Annotated in this window: 11 protein-coding genes; 1 reads left to right on the top strand and 10 read right to left on the bottom strand. The window is 31.0% G+C overall.

The features are described from left to right. Nucleotides 1–17 precede the first annotated feature (17 nt). The 10 genes from DY168_RS01940 to DY168_RS14590 all read right to left on the bottom strand — a co-directional run bounded on the left by DY168_RS01940 (nt 18) and on the right by DY168_RS14590 (nt 15,404). Complete coding sequence (locus tag DY168_RS01940; protein WP_242984033.1) at nt 18–791, bottom strand: glycosyltransferase family 2 protein; 774 nt, start codon at nt 789–791, stop codon at nt 18–20. A gap of 2 nt (nt 792–793) precedes the next feature. Then, nucleotides 794–1,687, bottom strand: coding sequence for an NAD-dependent epimerase/dehydratase family protein (locus DY168_RS01935; RefSeq protein WP_341458775.1), 894 nt, complete (start codon nt 1,685–1,687; stop codon nt 794–796). A gap of 62 nt (nt 1,688–1,749) precedes the next feature. After that, nucleotides 1,750–2,382: a sugar transferase gene (locus DY168_RS01930; RefSeq protein WP_115640230.1), complete on the bottom strand. Its 633-nt coding sequence runs from the start codon at nt 2,380–2,382 to the stop codon at nt 1,750–1,752. Nucleotides 2,383–2,415: 33 nt separating this feature from the next. Next, a complete protein-coding gene (locus DY168_RS01925) occupies nt 2,416–4,338 on the bottom strand; it encodes a polysaccharide biosynthesis protein (RefSeq protein WP_115640229.1) in 1,923 nt (640 codons plus the stop codon). 548 nt (nt 4,339–4,886) lie between these two features. Further along, on the bottom strand, nt 4,887–5,804 hold the full coding sequence (locus DY168_RS01920; RefSeq protein ID WP_423237222.1) for a YihY/virulence factor BrkB family protein: 918 nt from the start codon (nt 5,802–5,804) through the stop codon (nt 4,887–4,889). Between the two features lie 124 nt (nt 5,805–5,928). Further along, nucleotides 5,929–6,507: a sigma-70 family RNA polymerase sigma factor gene (locus DY168_RS01915; RefSeq protein ID WP_115640228.1), complete on the bottom strand. Its 579-nt coding sequence runs from the start codon at nt 6,505–6,507 to the stop codon at nt 5,929–5,931. 256 nt (nt 6,508–6,763) lie between these two features. Next, nucleotides 6,764–7,714 carry a DMT family transporter gene (locus tag DY168_RS01910; RefSeq protein ID WP_172556236.1) on the bottom strand — a complete coding sequence of 317 codons (951 nt, stop codon included), beginning with the start codon at nt 7,712–7,714 and terminating at the stop codon, nt 6,764–6,766. A gap of 111 nt (nt 7,715–7,825) precedes the next feature. Further along, complete coding sequence (locus DY168_RS01905) at nt 7,826–9,664, bottom strand: NTP transferase domain-containing protein (RefSeq protein WP_115640226.1); 1,839 nt, start codon at nt 9,662–9,664, stop codon at nt 7,826–7,828. 258 nt (nt 9,665–9,922) lie between these two features. Continuing rightward, on the bottom strand, nt 9,923–11,386 hold the full coding sequence (locus DY168_RS01900; RefSeq protein WP_115640225.1) for an oligosaccharide flippase family protein: 1,464 nt from the start codon (nt 11,384–11,386) through the stop codon (nt 9,923–9,925). 331 nt (nt 11,387–11,717) lie between these two features. Further along, entirely contained in the window at nt 11,718–15,404 is a 3,687-nt protein-coding gene (locus DY168_RS14590; RefSeq protein WP_172556235.1) for an N-acetylmuramoyl-L-alanine amidase, read from the bottom strand. Nucleotides 15,405–15,844: 440 nt separating this feature from the next. On the opposite strand from DY168_RS14590, the gene DY168_RS01890 reads away from it, so the two are divergent. After that, on the top strand, nt 15,845–16,912 hold the full coding sequence (locus tag DY168_RS01890; RefSeq protein ID WP_115640224.1) for an LCP family protein: 1,068 nt from the start codon (nt 15,845–15,847) through the stop codon (nt 16,910–16,912). Nucleotides 16,913–16,965 lie beyond the last annotated feature (53 nt).

Here is a 16,965-nt window from a genome sequence, read left to right as displayed (position 1 = left end):
TACCCCTCCTTGCTTCTTTATCTCAATTTAAATGCCGTGGCAATAACCCAATAAAGTATTAAGTAACTGGATTTCACCATCGATAATTTCTCTATTTCACGATACACTTTCCAGTGATAACTTACCAAACTAGATTTATTACTAGATATTGCACCTGGTGTGATCCGATGACTTCCAAGTGGCTCTTCTAGGCCATATAGGTAATGTTCCGCTTTTATGATTTGTAGCCACATCACATAATCATTTCTCTTTTTAATATTTGGTATTTTAAATTTACCTAGCTTCTCAGCATCATATACTACTGTTGAATTCCCTGGGCAAGTTTTTAAAACTCCGTCATAATCACTCTTGACTTTTGTTTTGATGATGCGATTGAGATATTTTCCATGGTCATCAATCTTTGTGTAACTAGTACAAGTAAAGTTGTACCCATTTTGTTTCATAAATTTAATTTGCTTGGATAGCTTCTCAGGAAACCACACATCATCACTATCAAGGAAAGCAATATATTTCCCCTGTGCAAGATCAACGGCTTTATTTCTTGCTACTGCTGCACCTGAATTCACATCTAATTTATAATATTTAATCCGTAAATCTTTCGAAATATAGTCCTTAACTATTTCTGCAGTGTTATCTGTTGAACAATCATCTACAATAATTATTTCCCAATTTTCATATGTTTGTGCTATAACAGAATTCAGCGCAATATTTATGAACTCATAGCAATTATAAGCAGGCATTATTATTGAAACCAACTCTTCTGACATATCATTGTTTTGTATAGAACTCACAATTAATCCCTACCTTCCGTCACTCTAACCGACTCTTCTAAATCCCTAACTCTATAATCTTCTTTATATTCACTCATACTTTTCTCATAAACTAAATTACCAAATGCCTTATTAACAGCCCCAGTAAAATCCCCCATAAGTCTTAACGCTCCATTAAATACTTTCGTTAATCTTATATTTTTCCCATGAGCCTCTGATATAAGTTTTACTAGCTGACTTGTCCCAACATATTCTCTATTTTGCGGATAAAACACATCACTTTCTTCATTCACAATCATAAGTCTAATAAATTCACAAAGATTATCTATATGTAACATACTTCTTTCATTCTTTATATCAGGAAATATAGGTAGCTTTTGAGCTATTCTTGATAGCTTTGGGTAATTTCCCTTAGAGCCTTTGCCGAATATCATAGGTGGTCTTATAACTACCACATTAAAGCTATTATCTTGAAGTGGAAGAATCCCCTCTTCAGCTTCTAGTTTACTCTTACCATAGAAGTTGCTTGGCTCTGGCACTGTATTTTTATCTATAACCCGCTTATGATTGATATGGCTACTATCCCCATAAACAATAATACTACTCATAAAAACAAACTGGCGAGCTCCATCAGCCTTTGCTTTCATTGCGGTTTCAATGGTTAAATCACGATTAACTTTATAATATAAATCTTCCATGTTAGGATCTGTTGATACGTGAGCAATCCCAGCCACATGAAACACCACATCATATTTAGAAAAGTCTTTTCTTTCCCATGATCCATCCTTCATATCAATAGTGTCAATTGAATAATCTTTAGTCCACTTTTGCATCCACTTTTCAAAGCTCGTACCTATGTAACTATTAGCACCTGTAATGAGTATTTTCTTCAATGTGGCATCACCTTCTTCCTGCATATACTATACCCATATCTTCATTTGTAATTATACCCTAAATCTTCTACCATTTCCACCCTCAATCACTTAACAACCTCTTCCCTTATCTCTATATCTTTAATCTCTATACTTTCTACTCCGCCTTCTTTTACCCCATCACTCTTTATTACTCTAAGTATGGTTTTAAAGAATATCTTTACATCAAATGCAAAGCCTCTTCTTTGAACGTACTCTCCGTCAAGCTTTGCTTTTAGCGCTATTGGTAGTTCATCTCTTCCATTAACCTGAGCCCATCCTGTTAGCCCTGGGTATATGTTGTTCGCCCCATACTTATCTCTTTCTGCTATTAGGTCATATTGATTCCAGAGACAGGGTCTTGGGCCTACGATGCTCATTTCACCTTTTAGTATATTAATTATCTGCGGTAGCTCATCAAGACTAGTCTTACGTAAAAACTTTCCTAACTTCGTTATAAATGCATCTGGATTATTAAGCATATGTGTTGGCATATCTTTTGGAGTATCAACTCTCATGGTTCTAAACTTTAATATATTAAAATAACCTTTATCCTTTGCTACTCTTTTTTGCTTAAAAAACACTGGCCCTTTTGAGTCTAGTTTTATTATTATAGCTAGTAATATAAATAGAGGACTTAATATAATGAGTCCTATTAAAGCCATTATGAAATCAATTATTCTTTTAATATAAGGATACATAAATGTCTTCCTTCCCAACTTTAATTATTTGCTTTAAACACTAGCCACAACTTCTTTCTCTGCTATTCCCTTTTTATTTTCCATATGCTCCTTATGTCCCATATCTTTACCCTGTCCCTGTTGCTGCCTTAAGGTAGCTTCTTTATAAGTTGGTACCATTTGTTTTATTGCTTTTTTTATTTCTTCTTCATTATCATTATCTATAACAAACTTTAGTGAGCTTAGATTTCTCTTTAGCTCTTCTATGTTTGTATAGGTTGGTCTCCCGATGAAGATCTTATCATGCCTGGTTTCTTCTAGTCCTTCTTCTGACATTAGTAGCTCTTCATACAGCTTTTCCCCGGGTCTAAGGCCTGTTACTTTTATTTCTATATCTTCATTAGGCACAAGTCCTGATAGTTTTATAAGGTCTGTGGCTAAATCGTATATCTTAATAGGACTTCCCATATCTAATACGAAGATTTCTCCACCTTTGGCATAGGCTCCTGCTTGAATTACTAGCTGCGCTGCCTCTGGTATTAACATGAAAAATCTTGTTATTTCTTTATGGGTTAATGTAAGTGGTCCACCTTTTGCTATTTGATTTTTGAATAATGGTATTACGGAACCATTACTGCCTAGTACATTTCCGAATCTTACTGCTACAAATTCTGTTTTACTTACCTTATCCATAGCCTGTACTATCATTTCACATATTCTTTTAGTTGCGCCCATTACATTAGTAGGATTTACAGCTTTGTCTGTAGATATCATAACGAACTTTTTTACACCATACTTATCTGCAGTTTCTGCAAGGTTAAGCGTTCCAAAAACATTGTTCTTTATGGCCTCTCCTGGACTTACCTCCATTAAAGGTACATGCTTGTGTGCAGCTGCATTAAATATTACTTCTGGTTTATACTTAGAGAATATTGAGTCTAACCTCTTTTTGTCTCTAATAGAGCCTATTAAAACTTTTAGGTTTAAACTTGGATAGTTGTATTTTAATTCGTTTTGTATATCATAAGCGTTATTTTCGTATATATCAAATATTATAAGTTCCTTTGGTTTAAAAATAGCTATCTGCCTACAAAGCTCTGAGCCTATAGATCCTCCACCACCAGTAACCATTACAACCTTATTACGTATATATTCTGATATACCTTTATCATCAAGCTTTATTTGATCTCTACCAAGTAGGTCTTCAACACTTACATCTCTGATGGTATTTAATTTAGCCTGTCCATTAAGTATTTCATAAAGTCCTGGTATCATTTGAAGCTTGCATTCTGTTTTCTTACATATATTAATTACTTCTGATTTATCTTTTTGATTTATAGAAGGTATTGCAATTAGTATTGTATCTATTCTTTCCTCTTTTGCAATTCTTTCTATGTCATATCTATTACCCATAACTTTTACCCCAGAAATTCTCTTACCCATCTTATAGGGGCTATCGTCTATAATAGCTACAGGCTTATATCGTTTTTCTCTTTTTGTGAACATCTCTTTTATTATCATATTCCCTGCGGATCCTGCTCCTATAACCATTACCCTATTCATATTTCTATTATGCCTTATATAAACAGATAGGATTCCTCGTCTATATATCCTAAAGCATAGTCTAAAAGATAGTGTAAGTGCCATTGATAGAACTACAGCTATAATATGAATATTTATAGGTAAGTAATGCCCCATACTTCTTCCATATACCATAGCTAAACATCCTGCTGTAATATTAGCTGCTACAACTAGCATAAGCTCATCTACACTAGCATAGTTCCATAAGCTTTCATACAACTTCATTATGTAAAATATTGTTATGAAAATTACAGAAATTATTATTGCATCTTTCTTAAAGGAATCAAAATAAAGTCTTGGAATGTCATAGTAAATTAAACTGAAGGCTATTATATAAGCTATATTAACGGAAAATATATCCGTTATAACTAAAACTACCTTTTTAAAATTGCGCATAACGTCTCCCCCAACCTAGTATGTTTTTACCCTTTTCTATTTTTAATTATAGCATTTTTAAAAAGTTATGTCGAATTAGTAAACAACGCATAAGTTCATGAAGATGTTATGAAAAGCTCCTAAAACCTTCATATAAATTGAGTTAATGTTACAAGTTACAATTCAATTTTCAAACTATTCCTTTTTTAAATCTTTTGATTTTCTTATATTTTATTTTTACTTTCTACATTTTTTTAACATTATAATCATACACTCATAATAGACAGTATAATTTATTCCTTATTTTTTCCTTTTATTTTAATTTTCTTCAATAAACAATTAACATTTTTCTTTTTGATTATTCCACTTAATGTAAAATACATTATTTCTATCATAATAAATCATTTATCTTTTTTTTAAATAGGAATTTTATCGTATATATATCAAATGTTAACTTTTAGTTAACATTCTTATTTTATTTAGTTTTTACACCATAAGAAAATGGATCAAGAGTAATTCCGATCCATTTTAAGTACTACTATTAACTTTTAATTGTTAAGTTTTAATTGTTAACTGATTCTACTCTTTTCTTCCATTAATGCAATTAAGGCATTTATCTCTCCCCCAATAAGCATTATAATTGAGCTTAAAAATACCCACGTCATTAGAACTATAACTGCTCCTATGCTTCCATAAAACCTAGAAAAGTTATTAAAATTATTAACGTAGTAAGAAAATCCGAGAGATACCCCAATCCAGCTTATAGTTGTAAATACAGCTCCTGGAATTACTTCTTTCCATGTAAGCCTTTTTGCTGGAGTGTATCTATATAGCACTGCAAATAAAAAGTTAGTGGTGAATATAATTATTACATACTTAAGAGCTCCCCATATCCAGGTTATAAACCCTGGGCTAAAGTAATCATATTTTAATAAAAACCCTCTTATTACTCCGCCAAATACTAATAATATAAGATTAACTATAATAATTACTACAATGGTCATGGTAAATAATATAGATATTAATTTCACTCTAATAAATCCTCTTGTTTCGTTTTGATTATAAGCTTTATTAAGGCCTCTTATTACGGCACTAAACCCTGCAGAAGCACTCCATATACTTAATATCAAACTTAGAGATAATAAGCTTCCATTTTGAGATTCAACAATGTCTAGCACTATGCTTGAAACTAAATCATAAACACTTAGGGGTAAAAATGCTTCTAGAGCCTTTAATACTTGAACACTGTCTAAAGACAAAAAACCTATCATTGTAAGTAAAAATATTAAAAAAGGAAAGAAAGATAAAACAAGACTATATGAAAGTTGAGATGATAGTGCTACTATCTCATCTTCCTTGAATTTTTTTATAAGTCCAAAGAATAATATTCTAGCGTCTAGGTGATATCCTAAAACTTTTTTCAGTTCATTCCACTCCTTTCTTTTATAATACTTCTTTATTATATATTCTATTTTAGTATATTTCAAATATAACCTATTATAGAAGTGGATGGTTCCCTAACTCATATCTTTTATTATACAATCTTATGGCTATTTAAAATTAAAAACCTTGTGGTTTATTAAGCCACAAGGTTTTTGATTTTTCTTTTGATTAGTTTATGGATTTTAACATTTCTTGCCTTACTCTCTCTATTATCCTATCTTTTCTTTTAGAAACTAGGGAGTAATTAAGTCCTTTAAGCTTTGCGTATTCTTTTATTCCGCCATAGCCTTTTGAAAATACCATGTCTATAAGTTCTCTTTCTTCCTTTTTTAATATTTCTAAAGCCTGGAAAAGGTTTTCAATCTCTTCATTTTCTATTATAATATCTTCAAGGTTAAACTCATCCTCTATGGTATTTATATACTCCACGCCTTCTTTAGATAATTTATTTAGGCTTGTCTCAAAATTAACCCTTGACTTTTGCCTTATAATGTAATAATAATTAAACTTAATAGATTGTTTTAAATAATATCCAAATTCGACTCCTTTTTCCGGATCATACTTTGTGATAGCTTTTAGTATTGAGTTAAAGCCTTCTTGAACTAGATCCTCAGCATCGTAACCTTTAATATAGATGTTTCTAGATAAGCTATACACTAAAGGTGTATACTTCTCTAATAAAGATGTTTTAGCCTCATCATCTCCGTCTTTAGCTCTTTTAATTATTTCTTCCATGTTAATTTCCATTTAATTTGCCTCCTCATATTTTGTTTTTTTCTTTTGGCTTTGTTGAATTAAAAGATTTGGTTACTAAGATGCTTTTGAACCTGGGTTCTTTCTGTAAATCTAGTATATAAGAATTAAAGTTTATTTGCAATATATTTCCATAGACTTTTTCTCTTATATTTCGACAGTGTGTTCGCCCTTAATCGACATTTCGAAAAATAAAAAAGGTAAACATACATAATATATGCTTACCCTTTCAAAGTTACCCAAAATATTCTTACTTTGATTTGCTTATTCCTGAAACTAGTACTGTTCCTGTAAATGTTATGAGGCAGCCTAATATAAGCTGTGCACTCACTGGAGATTTAAAGAATATAACTTGTATTATTATTGCCCATATAGCGTAGGTGATGTTTAGTGAGGTACTCTTTGCTGCACCTATGGTACTTATTGCCTTGTAATAAAACATATAAGATGTAGTTCCAACTAAGGCTGTTATTATAAGCCATATTGCTACTTTGCTTAACATAATGTCAAAGGCCATTACAGTGCCACCTACTATTGGAAGTATTATTATTCCATAAAATATAGCTGATGTAAGCTGCCTTATGTTTAGAGCCTCTTTTGCTGTTACATCTTCTTTCATTCCATAAGCACAGATAACGCTTTCAAGCCCCCATCCAAGAACGGTTCCCATAGCAAATAGTATTCCTATTAGAAACCCACCTCCAGCATTAAACTCTGAGGGCTGATATCCTAGTACTATGACTCCTGTGATACTTAAGACTATACCAATCCATTCCCTTTTGCCTAGTTCTTCTTTTAAGAATATAAAGGCAAAGAAGGCTCCAATAGCTGGATATATTGAGGTTATAGACGCTGCATAGGAAGGTCCTATATACTTTACACTTAGCATATAACAAGTCATACCTAAGGGTCCTCCAAGCAGTGCTCCTAGCATTATGAACTTACCACTTCTAGTGTTTAATGATTTAAGTACAGCCCTAAATTCTCCCCTAAAAACATGGTACAATGTGATCCATACTGCTGAAAATAAATCATGTAGAAATGTACTTATGAAAGGTGCTAAAAGTATTGCCTTATCTGTAGATACAAAGCTTGTCATGGATAATACAACCCCTATTAAAACCGTATCTATACCCCAGGTAATACCAGAAATCAAGCCGTAGCCCGTCCCCTTTTTAGAAGAATTTTTATTAATATCCAATAGGATTCTCCCCCTCTTTAATATGTTAAACATTTAGCTTATTTATTAATTTTTACACCTTATACGTTATATCCTCTATTCTATCTTTATAAATCTTAGGCTATTAAATATTTAGATAAGCTCTAAATTCTTCTTTGCCCTATTGTATCTATCTATACCGTAGCTCCCAAAGTCGTCACCCTTAGCTTCTTTAATATTAGTCCAAGTAGCCCATAGGAAGTCTTGGCATATTTGATATATAAGTACCCTCTTTTTGAACTTTTCTTCTGGCTCACCATCAAAGTATATATTTAAGAATAGCTCCTCATCCTTTTTAGAAAAGTTACATTCTAAAGAATGAGCAGCAAGATCCCACATTGGGTCATTCATTCCGCTATATTCCCAGTCTATAAGATATATTCTTTCTTCATTTTTCACAAAGTTTTCTGGTACTGTGTCGTTATGAGATGCTAGAATCTCTACATCCAAATCTTTTAGCATATTTTGTAGTTTCATAACCTTTTCTTTTACTTCATAGTAGTCTTCATAGTTTTTCCCTTTTGCTTTTTCTAATAGCTTTTCGTAAAGCTCTATTTTTTCAAACACATCAAAGGTATTTTCGAATTTTAGTCCTGATCTATGCAGCTTTTTCAATATGCCTGTTGTAAGCTTCATATTTTCTTCTTTTTTTGAACTTTCTCCTGTAAGGGTTTCTGCATTTTTTATAAACTTAGCTATCTTAAGTCCTGAAACTTCGTCTAGGCAAAGAATTTCTGTATCTATGTTTAGGCTGGATGCTAGTATAGAATTTTTCTTTTCTTCTATTCTATTTATCATATCATCAGTGCCTGCACCAGCTATTCTTAGCACATAAGTTTCATCTTTTATATCTACCTTATAGTTTTTATTAGTCATGCCCCCTGAAGGTATTATGTTACTAATTTCATCTTCGTCTATATCTAAAGCTTCCACTATGCTAGCCTTTATATTAGCTTCTTTAGCTTGATTCTCTCTTCTTTTAATTCTAGGATATATTCTCTTTGTTACCTTTTCATAATGCTCCCTATTATCAACTTCTCCCCATATAATGTCATCCAATTTTAGATAACCTATATCGTAATTTCTAGAAACATCTAGAAGTGAGTATTCATAATTTAAATAAGGATTTGTATTGTACTTAAACTCTTCTAACATCTTATTAAATACATCTAAGGAAATCTTGCTCACACCTATCATTTCTCCATCTATTTTATTTAACTGATGCTTATCTTTAGACATCTTAAATAAGTGGCCCTTTCTTATTTCTACAAAAGCTTCATCTCCTGATCCACTTTCATTTGTTATTACTACTAAATCCCTCTTTTTTGCCTTTATTACAGCTTCTATTACTCTGTCTTCAAATATTAAATCGCTTTCAATTAAAAGAAAATCATCCTTTATAAAGTCCTTTGCGCAAGCTAAAGATGGCATGGTGCCTGTCCATTTATATTTAGGATTCTGTACAATTTTAATTCCCCTACTTTTGGCTATTTCTTCGTAATGTTCAGATTTATATCCCGTAACCATAATTACATCCTTAATTCCATTCATCTCTAGTATATCGAGAACCCTTTCAATTATAGTTTCATCTGGTAATGGTAACATTCCAACTGGCACATTAAATTCTTCTCTTTCCCCTGCTGCTAAAATAACTGCTTGTTTAATCACCTTTTTTCCCCCTTCATGTAATATTATTTTCTTTAAATGATTATCTTTAAAACTTGCTTCAAGTAAGCTTATACCATCATCACTTAACATATAAGATAGCCTTTTTCCTGACTTTTCAACATATACATATTCTTCTTCCATAAGATTTTTGATCATATTATTGATCTTACCTATAGAAATATCCGCCTTACTTGAAAGGCCTCTTTGACTTAAATTTTTATCATTATTTATTATAGAAAGTAGTCTTAAATATTCTTCATCCATTTAATTACCCACCTTTATCAGTTCATTTATTGAACACTATATTAATGTTAATATATTTGTCGACATAATACAAGCTATAAATTAAATATTTTGAAAAAGATAGGAGCTACCTTTTAGGTAGCTCCTATCTTTTTCTTTTTTTTATGTCTTATGTCTTCTATCTTCATGCTTTTCATCTTCTTAGTTTAGTTTTAATTCTTCTATCTTCATTATCTTTATCTTCTTAGTTTACTTTTAATTCTTCTATATTCATTATCTTTATCTTCTTAGTTTAGTTTTAATTTTGGGCATAAATCTATTAACTGCGGTATTCCAAATTTCATCCTTTGTAATGAATAGGAATAATGTATAGACAATTCCTGAGGTTAATACTATGGCTACAATGTATATGTACATGTTTGATATTAATGATTTAAATATAAAGGATATAGGTAAAAATGTTAATGCGTATAAAAGATATCTAAAGTTTTTAAAATTAAACATATTAAACTTTATATTTAAAACCTTCCTTGTGTAGATGTACTCAATAAATATTAGCATATAACTACTTACTGTAGTTGTTGCTATTGCTGTTACTTCGTTAAATACATTAAACTTTAAGAGTAAATAGTTTAATATAATATTTATAAATCCCGCCATAAATATCATGGGTACTAATTGTTTTTCTCTTCTATTTACATACATAACTTGATTGGTTAATATGGCTTCCATACCTAAAGATATCATGTACAAGCAAAACACCTTAAGTACAGGTCCACCTCCTGCATATTCACCTCCGCCAAATAATACAAATATCTCCTCTGCAAGTACAAACATACCTATTGCTACAGGGAATAAAAATGCAAATAAGGTTTGGGTTATTTTATTTAAAAGATTTATGTATCTTTCATGATCTTTACTCGCTATAATATTTGAAAGTCTTGGTATTGTAACAAATACTACGGAAAGTACCAATGCATTTATTATATTCATTACATTATTTGCCACTCCATAATAGGCTACAGAAATTTCACCTACATAGTGAGCTAACATTACCTTATCTAACTGTGTGTACAAAACATTTCCATTAGACATTACTATAACTAAAAGTAAAAACTTGATATGTCTTTTTATCTTTATATTACTAAAATCGAATCCAATACCTTTTTTTATGTAAATATAACTTATTATATTGTTTAAAAATGTTGAAAAAGTCGTTAAAAATACATAAATTAAAAAGTCTTTCGATGACTTTACTGTAAGAAATAAAAGTGCTGCATAGACAAGCCTTACTATTATAGTCTTTAAGGTTATGAATCCATAGTTCTCTAAAGCCTCATTTGCCCACTCAATATAAAATATATTAGAAATCATGTTAAGTGCTAATATAAGATGTACTGCAAATACTGGTGTCCCCTTAAATAAAGTATAATTAAATGCTACATAAGCTATAATAGTTACTATATTTGAGATTAGCCCTATTACAAAAAAACTTGTGAAAAGTTGAGACATCTTCTTTTTGTTGTCTCTTACCTTACTAAGCTCTCTAATTGCATAATTATATATACCAAATCCTGCAAATATAAAGAAATAGTTAAATATAGTATAGGCTGCAGTATATCTACCTATTAATTCCTTAGTCATTACTCTATAGGTATAGGTAGCTATAATAATTGGCATTATTATATTGAATATATTAAGCAACACTTTGTATAACGCATTTTTAGCTATTGATTTACTCATAAGTTTTTCCTTCCAAGTTTTATATTATTTATATTATTTTTATTTTTTTATTATATCATAATATCATTAGATACTAATATTATAAAACTAAAGTATTATTAAATCATTAATTATTATAACACATCTTTCATTTTACCATATTATATTTAATATAAATTATAAAGTATAAAAAAACATAATCAACACACATTTTTGTGCTGATTATGTCTTTTATGAATTATAGTACTTTATAGTGACTTTGACTTTTTAATTTTTAGAATTTTAATTTTAAAGATATAACTTTTAATTTATATAACTAAATGATTATATAATATAACTAAATAATTATAATCTATCTATTAAAATAATTATATAATATTTCTGCTATCTTTTTAGCTTTCTTTTCTTGTTCGTAATCATTAGAACATCTTTCAACTTCTGCTTTATTAGTTATAAAACCTAGTTCAAGAAGTACTGATGGTACATCTATTTGTCTTGTAACATAAAGACCATGGTCATGTGCTTTTCTATTAATATAACCAAATGATGACGACAATCCATTTACTAAGTTATTTGCAAGTTCTCTGCTTACTATAGCTTGGGCAGAAGGTGTAGTGTCTATTTTTAAATCATCATATTTCCATCCACCTGGATCTACTCCTGGAGTTACGCCTTCGTTGTCTATAGTTGGTCTAAAGCTACTGTAATGTGTGCTTATTCCAGTTGCAGCTGGAGCTCCACTGTCATGATGAAGACTTAAGAAAAAATCTGTCTTTGCATCATTTGCAATCTTAGTCCTCATCTTAAGGCTGTCACTAAGAGAATCTTTACTTCTATCTTCTGGCTGCCTTGTAAGAATAACCTTAAATCCTAACTTTTCAAGATTAGCTTTAACCTTTAAGGATATCTCCATATTTAGGTCTCTTTCTGAATAACGTACTCCATCTATGTTAGAGTAAGCTCCATCATCTCCACCATAATTATGACCTGGATCTAATACTATTAATCTCTTTGTTATAACACTAGGCTGTGAGATATAATAAAATGTATTAAAGTTTGCTATATATTCTTTTGATGCACTACTCTCTTTAATACCTACCCAAATATCATGATAACCTTTTTCTTTTGGTGTCCATGAAGCATTAGGTTTTGTTGATCCTGGTGTAATTGGTGTCCATGTACTTCCATCTGATATCCAAAACTCATAGAAGTTTCCGTTTCCTGTAGCATCTACGGATATTTCTACTGCTTTTCCGAAATGTTCAGTGTTTACTTTTGATTTGTTAGCATTATATTTAGTACCATCTATAGTTACACTGTTTACTTTTGTAACTATATTATCAATATAATAAAATGTATTAAAGTTTGCTATATATTCTTTTGATGCACCACTCTCTTTAATACCTACCCAAATATCATGATACCCTTTTTCTTTTGGTGTCCATGAAGCATTAGCTTTTGCAGATCCTGGTGCAATTAGTGTCCATGTACTTCCATCTGATATCCAAAACTCATAGAAGTTTCCGTTTCCTGTAGCATCTACAGATATTTCTACTGGTCTTCCAAAATCGTTAGTGTTTACCTTTGATTTGTTAGCATTATATTTAGTACCATCTATAGTTACACTGTTTATTTTGGTAGCTACATTATAAATATTATCAATATAATAAAATGTATTAAAGTTTGCTATATATTCTTTTGATGCACTACTCTCTTTAATACCTACCCAAATATCATGATACCCTTTTTCTTTTGGTGTCCATGAAACACTAGGCTTTGCAGATCCTGGTGCAATTAGTGTCCATGTACTTCCATCTGATATCCAGAACTCATAGAAGTTTCCGTTTCCTGTAGCATCTACAGATATTTCTACTGGTCTTCCAAAATCGTTAGTGTTTACCTTTGATTTGTTAGCACTATATTTAGTACCATCTATAGTTACACTGTTTATTTTTGTAACTATATTATCAATATAGTAAAATGTATTAAAGTTTGCTATATATTCTTTTGATGCACTACTCTCTTTAATACCTACCCAAATATCATGATAACCTTTTTCTTTTGGTGTCCATGAAACACTAGGTCTTGCAGATCCTGGTGCAATTGGTGTCCATGTACTTCCATCTGATATCCAAAACTCATAGAAGTTTCCGTTTCCTGTAGCATCTACGGATATTTCTACTTTTCTTCCGAAGTCTGTAGTATTTACTTTCGATTTGTTAGCATTATATTTAGTACCATCTATAGTTACACTGTTTACTTTTGTAACTATATTATCAATATAATAAAATGTATTAAAGTTTTCTATATATTCTTTTGATGCACTACTCTCTTTAATACCTACCCAAATATCATGATAACCTTTTTCCTTTGGTGTCCATGAAACACTAGGTTTTGCAGATCCTGGTGCAATTGGTGTCCATGTACTTCCATCTGATATCCAAAACTCATAGAAGTTTCCGTTTCCTGTAGCATCTACGGATATTTCTACTTTTCTTCCGAAGTCTGTAGTATTTACTTTTGATTTGTTAGCATTATATTTAGTACCATCTATAGTTACACTGTTTACTTTTGTAACTATATTATCAATATAGTAAAATGTATTAAAGTTTGCTATATATTCTTTTGATGCACTACTCTCTTTAATACCTACCCAAATATCATGATAACCTTTTTCTTTTGGTGTCCATGAAACACTAGGCTTTGCAGAGCCTGGTTCAATTGGTGTCCATGTACTTCCATCTGATATCCAAAACTCATAGAAGTTTCCGTTTCCTGTAGCATCTACGGATATTTCTACTTTTCTTCCGAAGTCTGTAGTATTTACTTTTGATTTGTTAGCATTATATTTAGTACCATCTATAGTTACACTGTTTACTTTTGTAACTATATTATCAATATAGTAAAATGTATTAAAGTTTGCTATATATTCTTTTGATGCACTACTCTCTTTAATACCTACCCAAATATCATGATAACCTTTTTCTTTTGGTGTCCATGAAACACTAGGCTTTGCAGAGCCTGGTGCAATTGGTGTCCATGTACTTCCATCTGATATCCAAAACTCATAGAAGTTTCCGTTTCCTGTAGCATCTACGGATATTTCTACTTTTCTTCCGAAGTCTGTAGTATTTACTTTTGATTTGTTAGCATTATATTTAGTACCATCTATAGTTACACTGTTTATTTTTGTAACCACTTGTGCTACTGCAGGCTTAATTGCTTCTGGCACTGCAGGCTTAATATCTTTAGCCGCTTCCGGCTTAATTGCTTCTGGCACTGCAGGCTTAATATCTTTAACTACTTCCGGCTTAATTACTTCTGGCACTGCAGGCTTAACATCTTTAGCCACTTCCGGCTTAATTACTTCTGGCACTGCAGGCTTAATATCTTTAACTACTTCCGGCTTAATTACTTTTGGTTCTAAAGATTTGGTACCTTTAGAAATTTCTTTAACTAAAGCTGCTACTTCTAAACCATAGCTTTCTGACGGAGCCCACTTTCCTCCTAAATCTTTAATTAAGGTAGCCTTTCCTCTTATGATTTCAAAATGTCTAGGATCAAAAGTATGCTTTTTAGGATAAGAGGCTGCACCTGCATAAAGAGCTAAGTGATCAAGATGAGCACTAACGCCTTCTTCCCAAGAATTAAATTTTGAATGAGCTAGTGGATCTTTATCGTCTCCACCTTGTGCTATCTTTATTCCACAAGGATTAAAAAATGCTTCATTCAAAACTCCTGTAAATCTTCCATAGGCTGTCTCTTTAGCTGCTTGAGCATATGCTATTACTGGATTTACATTTCCATGTATTGGTGCTAATTTAACATACATTGGTGCTAGGTTTATAAATGTTTCTGTAGCATTTGCCTTTCTAGCCCAATCTTGCATGTCCTTTAGGGTTATCTCATTTTTTGATAATATATCCATATCTTCAAAATGAGATATATCCGGTGATGCTTGTACAACTTTAACCGGTAATAATGCTGAAGAAATAAAACAAATCAAAAACATGTATACTAATAAACACTTCTTTTTCAAATATTCCCCTCCATTCTTAATCAAACTGTAGTATAAAATAGTACTAAAATTCATAATGTATTCTGTATATTAGTCTATCACTAAGCCTCACCACCTATTTAAGTCCGATTTCGAATGTCCTTATACCTTAGAATAATGCACTTATTCCGACTTTTATTTTACCATCTTTAATACAATTTTAAAAGCTATTAATGAATATATTATCATACTATACACATATTCTTCTTATTCCTTATAATTTAACATATTATATATTTATTTCCCTATGTACTCTGTAGTATAATGTAAAAGTATATCATTTTATATTTAACATCTTACCCCTATTAAAAATAAGAAATCCACCATCCCGAACATGAAAAATGAAATATCAAATATACATATTAACTAACAAACATTCATTTATAAGTATTTACAATTAAAATGAAAAGAGGTATTTAATTATGTCTAGTAAGTCTAATAATAAAAATGGACAAACCGCTCCAATTTCTAGTTCTGAAATAAGAAAAGGGTCTAATCGAAATACTATAAAAAGAAATAAGATTCGTAGAAAAAAACGAAGGATTATAACTTGTACCTTTATATTCATATTGCTATTTCTAATAGGATTTGGTACTTTTTATGTTTCCAACTTATTAAGTAAGGTAAAAACCAATGTAATTTCTAAAGATGTTGATGATTTAGGTATACACTCTGATGTATCTAGCTCTTTTACTGACCCTGATATTATTAACATTGCCTTATTTGGCCTTGATAAGACTTCAAATGATGAGCTTGGTCGTTCTGACGCTACTATGGTAGTTACCATAGACAAAAAGAATGATAAGTTAAAAATGAGTTCTATAATGAGGGATAGCTATGTAGATATCGATGGTCATGGAAAGGATAAACTTAATCATGCCCATGCTTTTGGTGGTCCACAGCTGGCTATTAAAACAATAAACAAGAATTATAAGCTTAATATTAAAGATTATGTCTCTGTAAACTTTTCTAACATGGAAAAGCTTATAGATGCCTTAGGCGGAGTAAATGTAGATGTTAAAAGAGAAGAAGTTAATGAAATAAATATTACTACTGTAGGTTCACCTACTTCTATTTCACGACCTGGTCTTCAAAAATTAAATGGTAAACAAGCTTTAGCCTATAGTAGAATACGTCATGTCGGTAATGGTGACTTTGAGAGAACTGATAGACAAAGAGTTGTTTTGAATTCTATGTTTGAAATCATAAAGACTTCAGGTGCATCACAATATCCTTCCATTGTTGCAAAATTGCTACCTTTAGTTGAAACTAGTTTGTCTAAAACAGATATAATCAAACTTGGTACAGGCGTATTGATGGATGGAAAGATTAACATAGAACAGGAAAGGTTTCCTGTGGATGGGTACTTTAAAGATGGTGGAGAAATAATAAAAGATGTTTGGTATTTGCCTTTTGATAGCAAGGTTACAATAAAACAAATGCAAGATTATATATTTAATGACATTAAGCCACAACCCAAAACCAACTAATTAAACTTCATATCATAAAACAGGTTAAAAGTATCTTAATGTCAATACTTTTA

Source organism: Clostridium putrefaciens (assembly GCF_900461105.1).
In the GTDB taxonomy this organism is placed as follows: domain Bacteria; phylum Bacillota; class Clostridia; order Clostridiales; family Clostridiaceae; genus Clostridium_L; species Clostridium_L putrefaciens.
Note: the sequence above shows the minus strand (reverse complement) of the source record. Positions and strands in the feature narration are given on the sequence as shown.

Coding starts and splice junctions, on each gene's coding strand:
- DY168_RS01935 (WP_341458775.1), bottom strand. CDS start 1,687: ATGCAGGAAGAAGGTGATGCCACATTGAAGAAAATACTCATTACAGGT.
- DY168_RS01900 (WP_115640225.1), bottom strand. CDS start 11,386: ATGAGTAAATCAATAGCTAAAAATGCGTTATACAAAGTGTTGCTTAAT.
- DY168_RS01890 (WP_115640224.1), top strand. CDS start 15,845: ATGTCTAGTAAGTCTAATAATAAAAATGGACAAACCGCTCCAATTTCT.
- DY168_RS01930 (WP_115640230.1), bottom strand. CDS start 2,382: ATGTATCCTTATATTAAAAGAATAATTGATTTCATAATGGCTTTAATA.
- DY168_RS01925 (WP_115640229.1), bottom strand. CDS start 4,338: ATGCGCAATTTTAAAAAGGTAGTTTTAGTTATAACGGATATATTTTCC.
- DY168_RS01915 (WP_115640228.1), bottom strand. CDS start 6,507: ATGGAAATTAACATGGAAGAAATAATTAAAAGAGCTAAAGACGGAGAT.
- DY168_RS01905 (WP_115640226.1), bottom strand. CDS start 9,664: ATGGATGAAGAATATTTAAGACTACTTTCTATAATAAATAATGATAAA.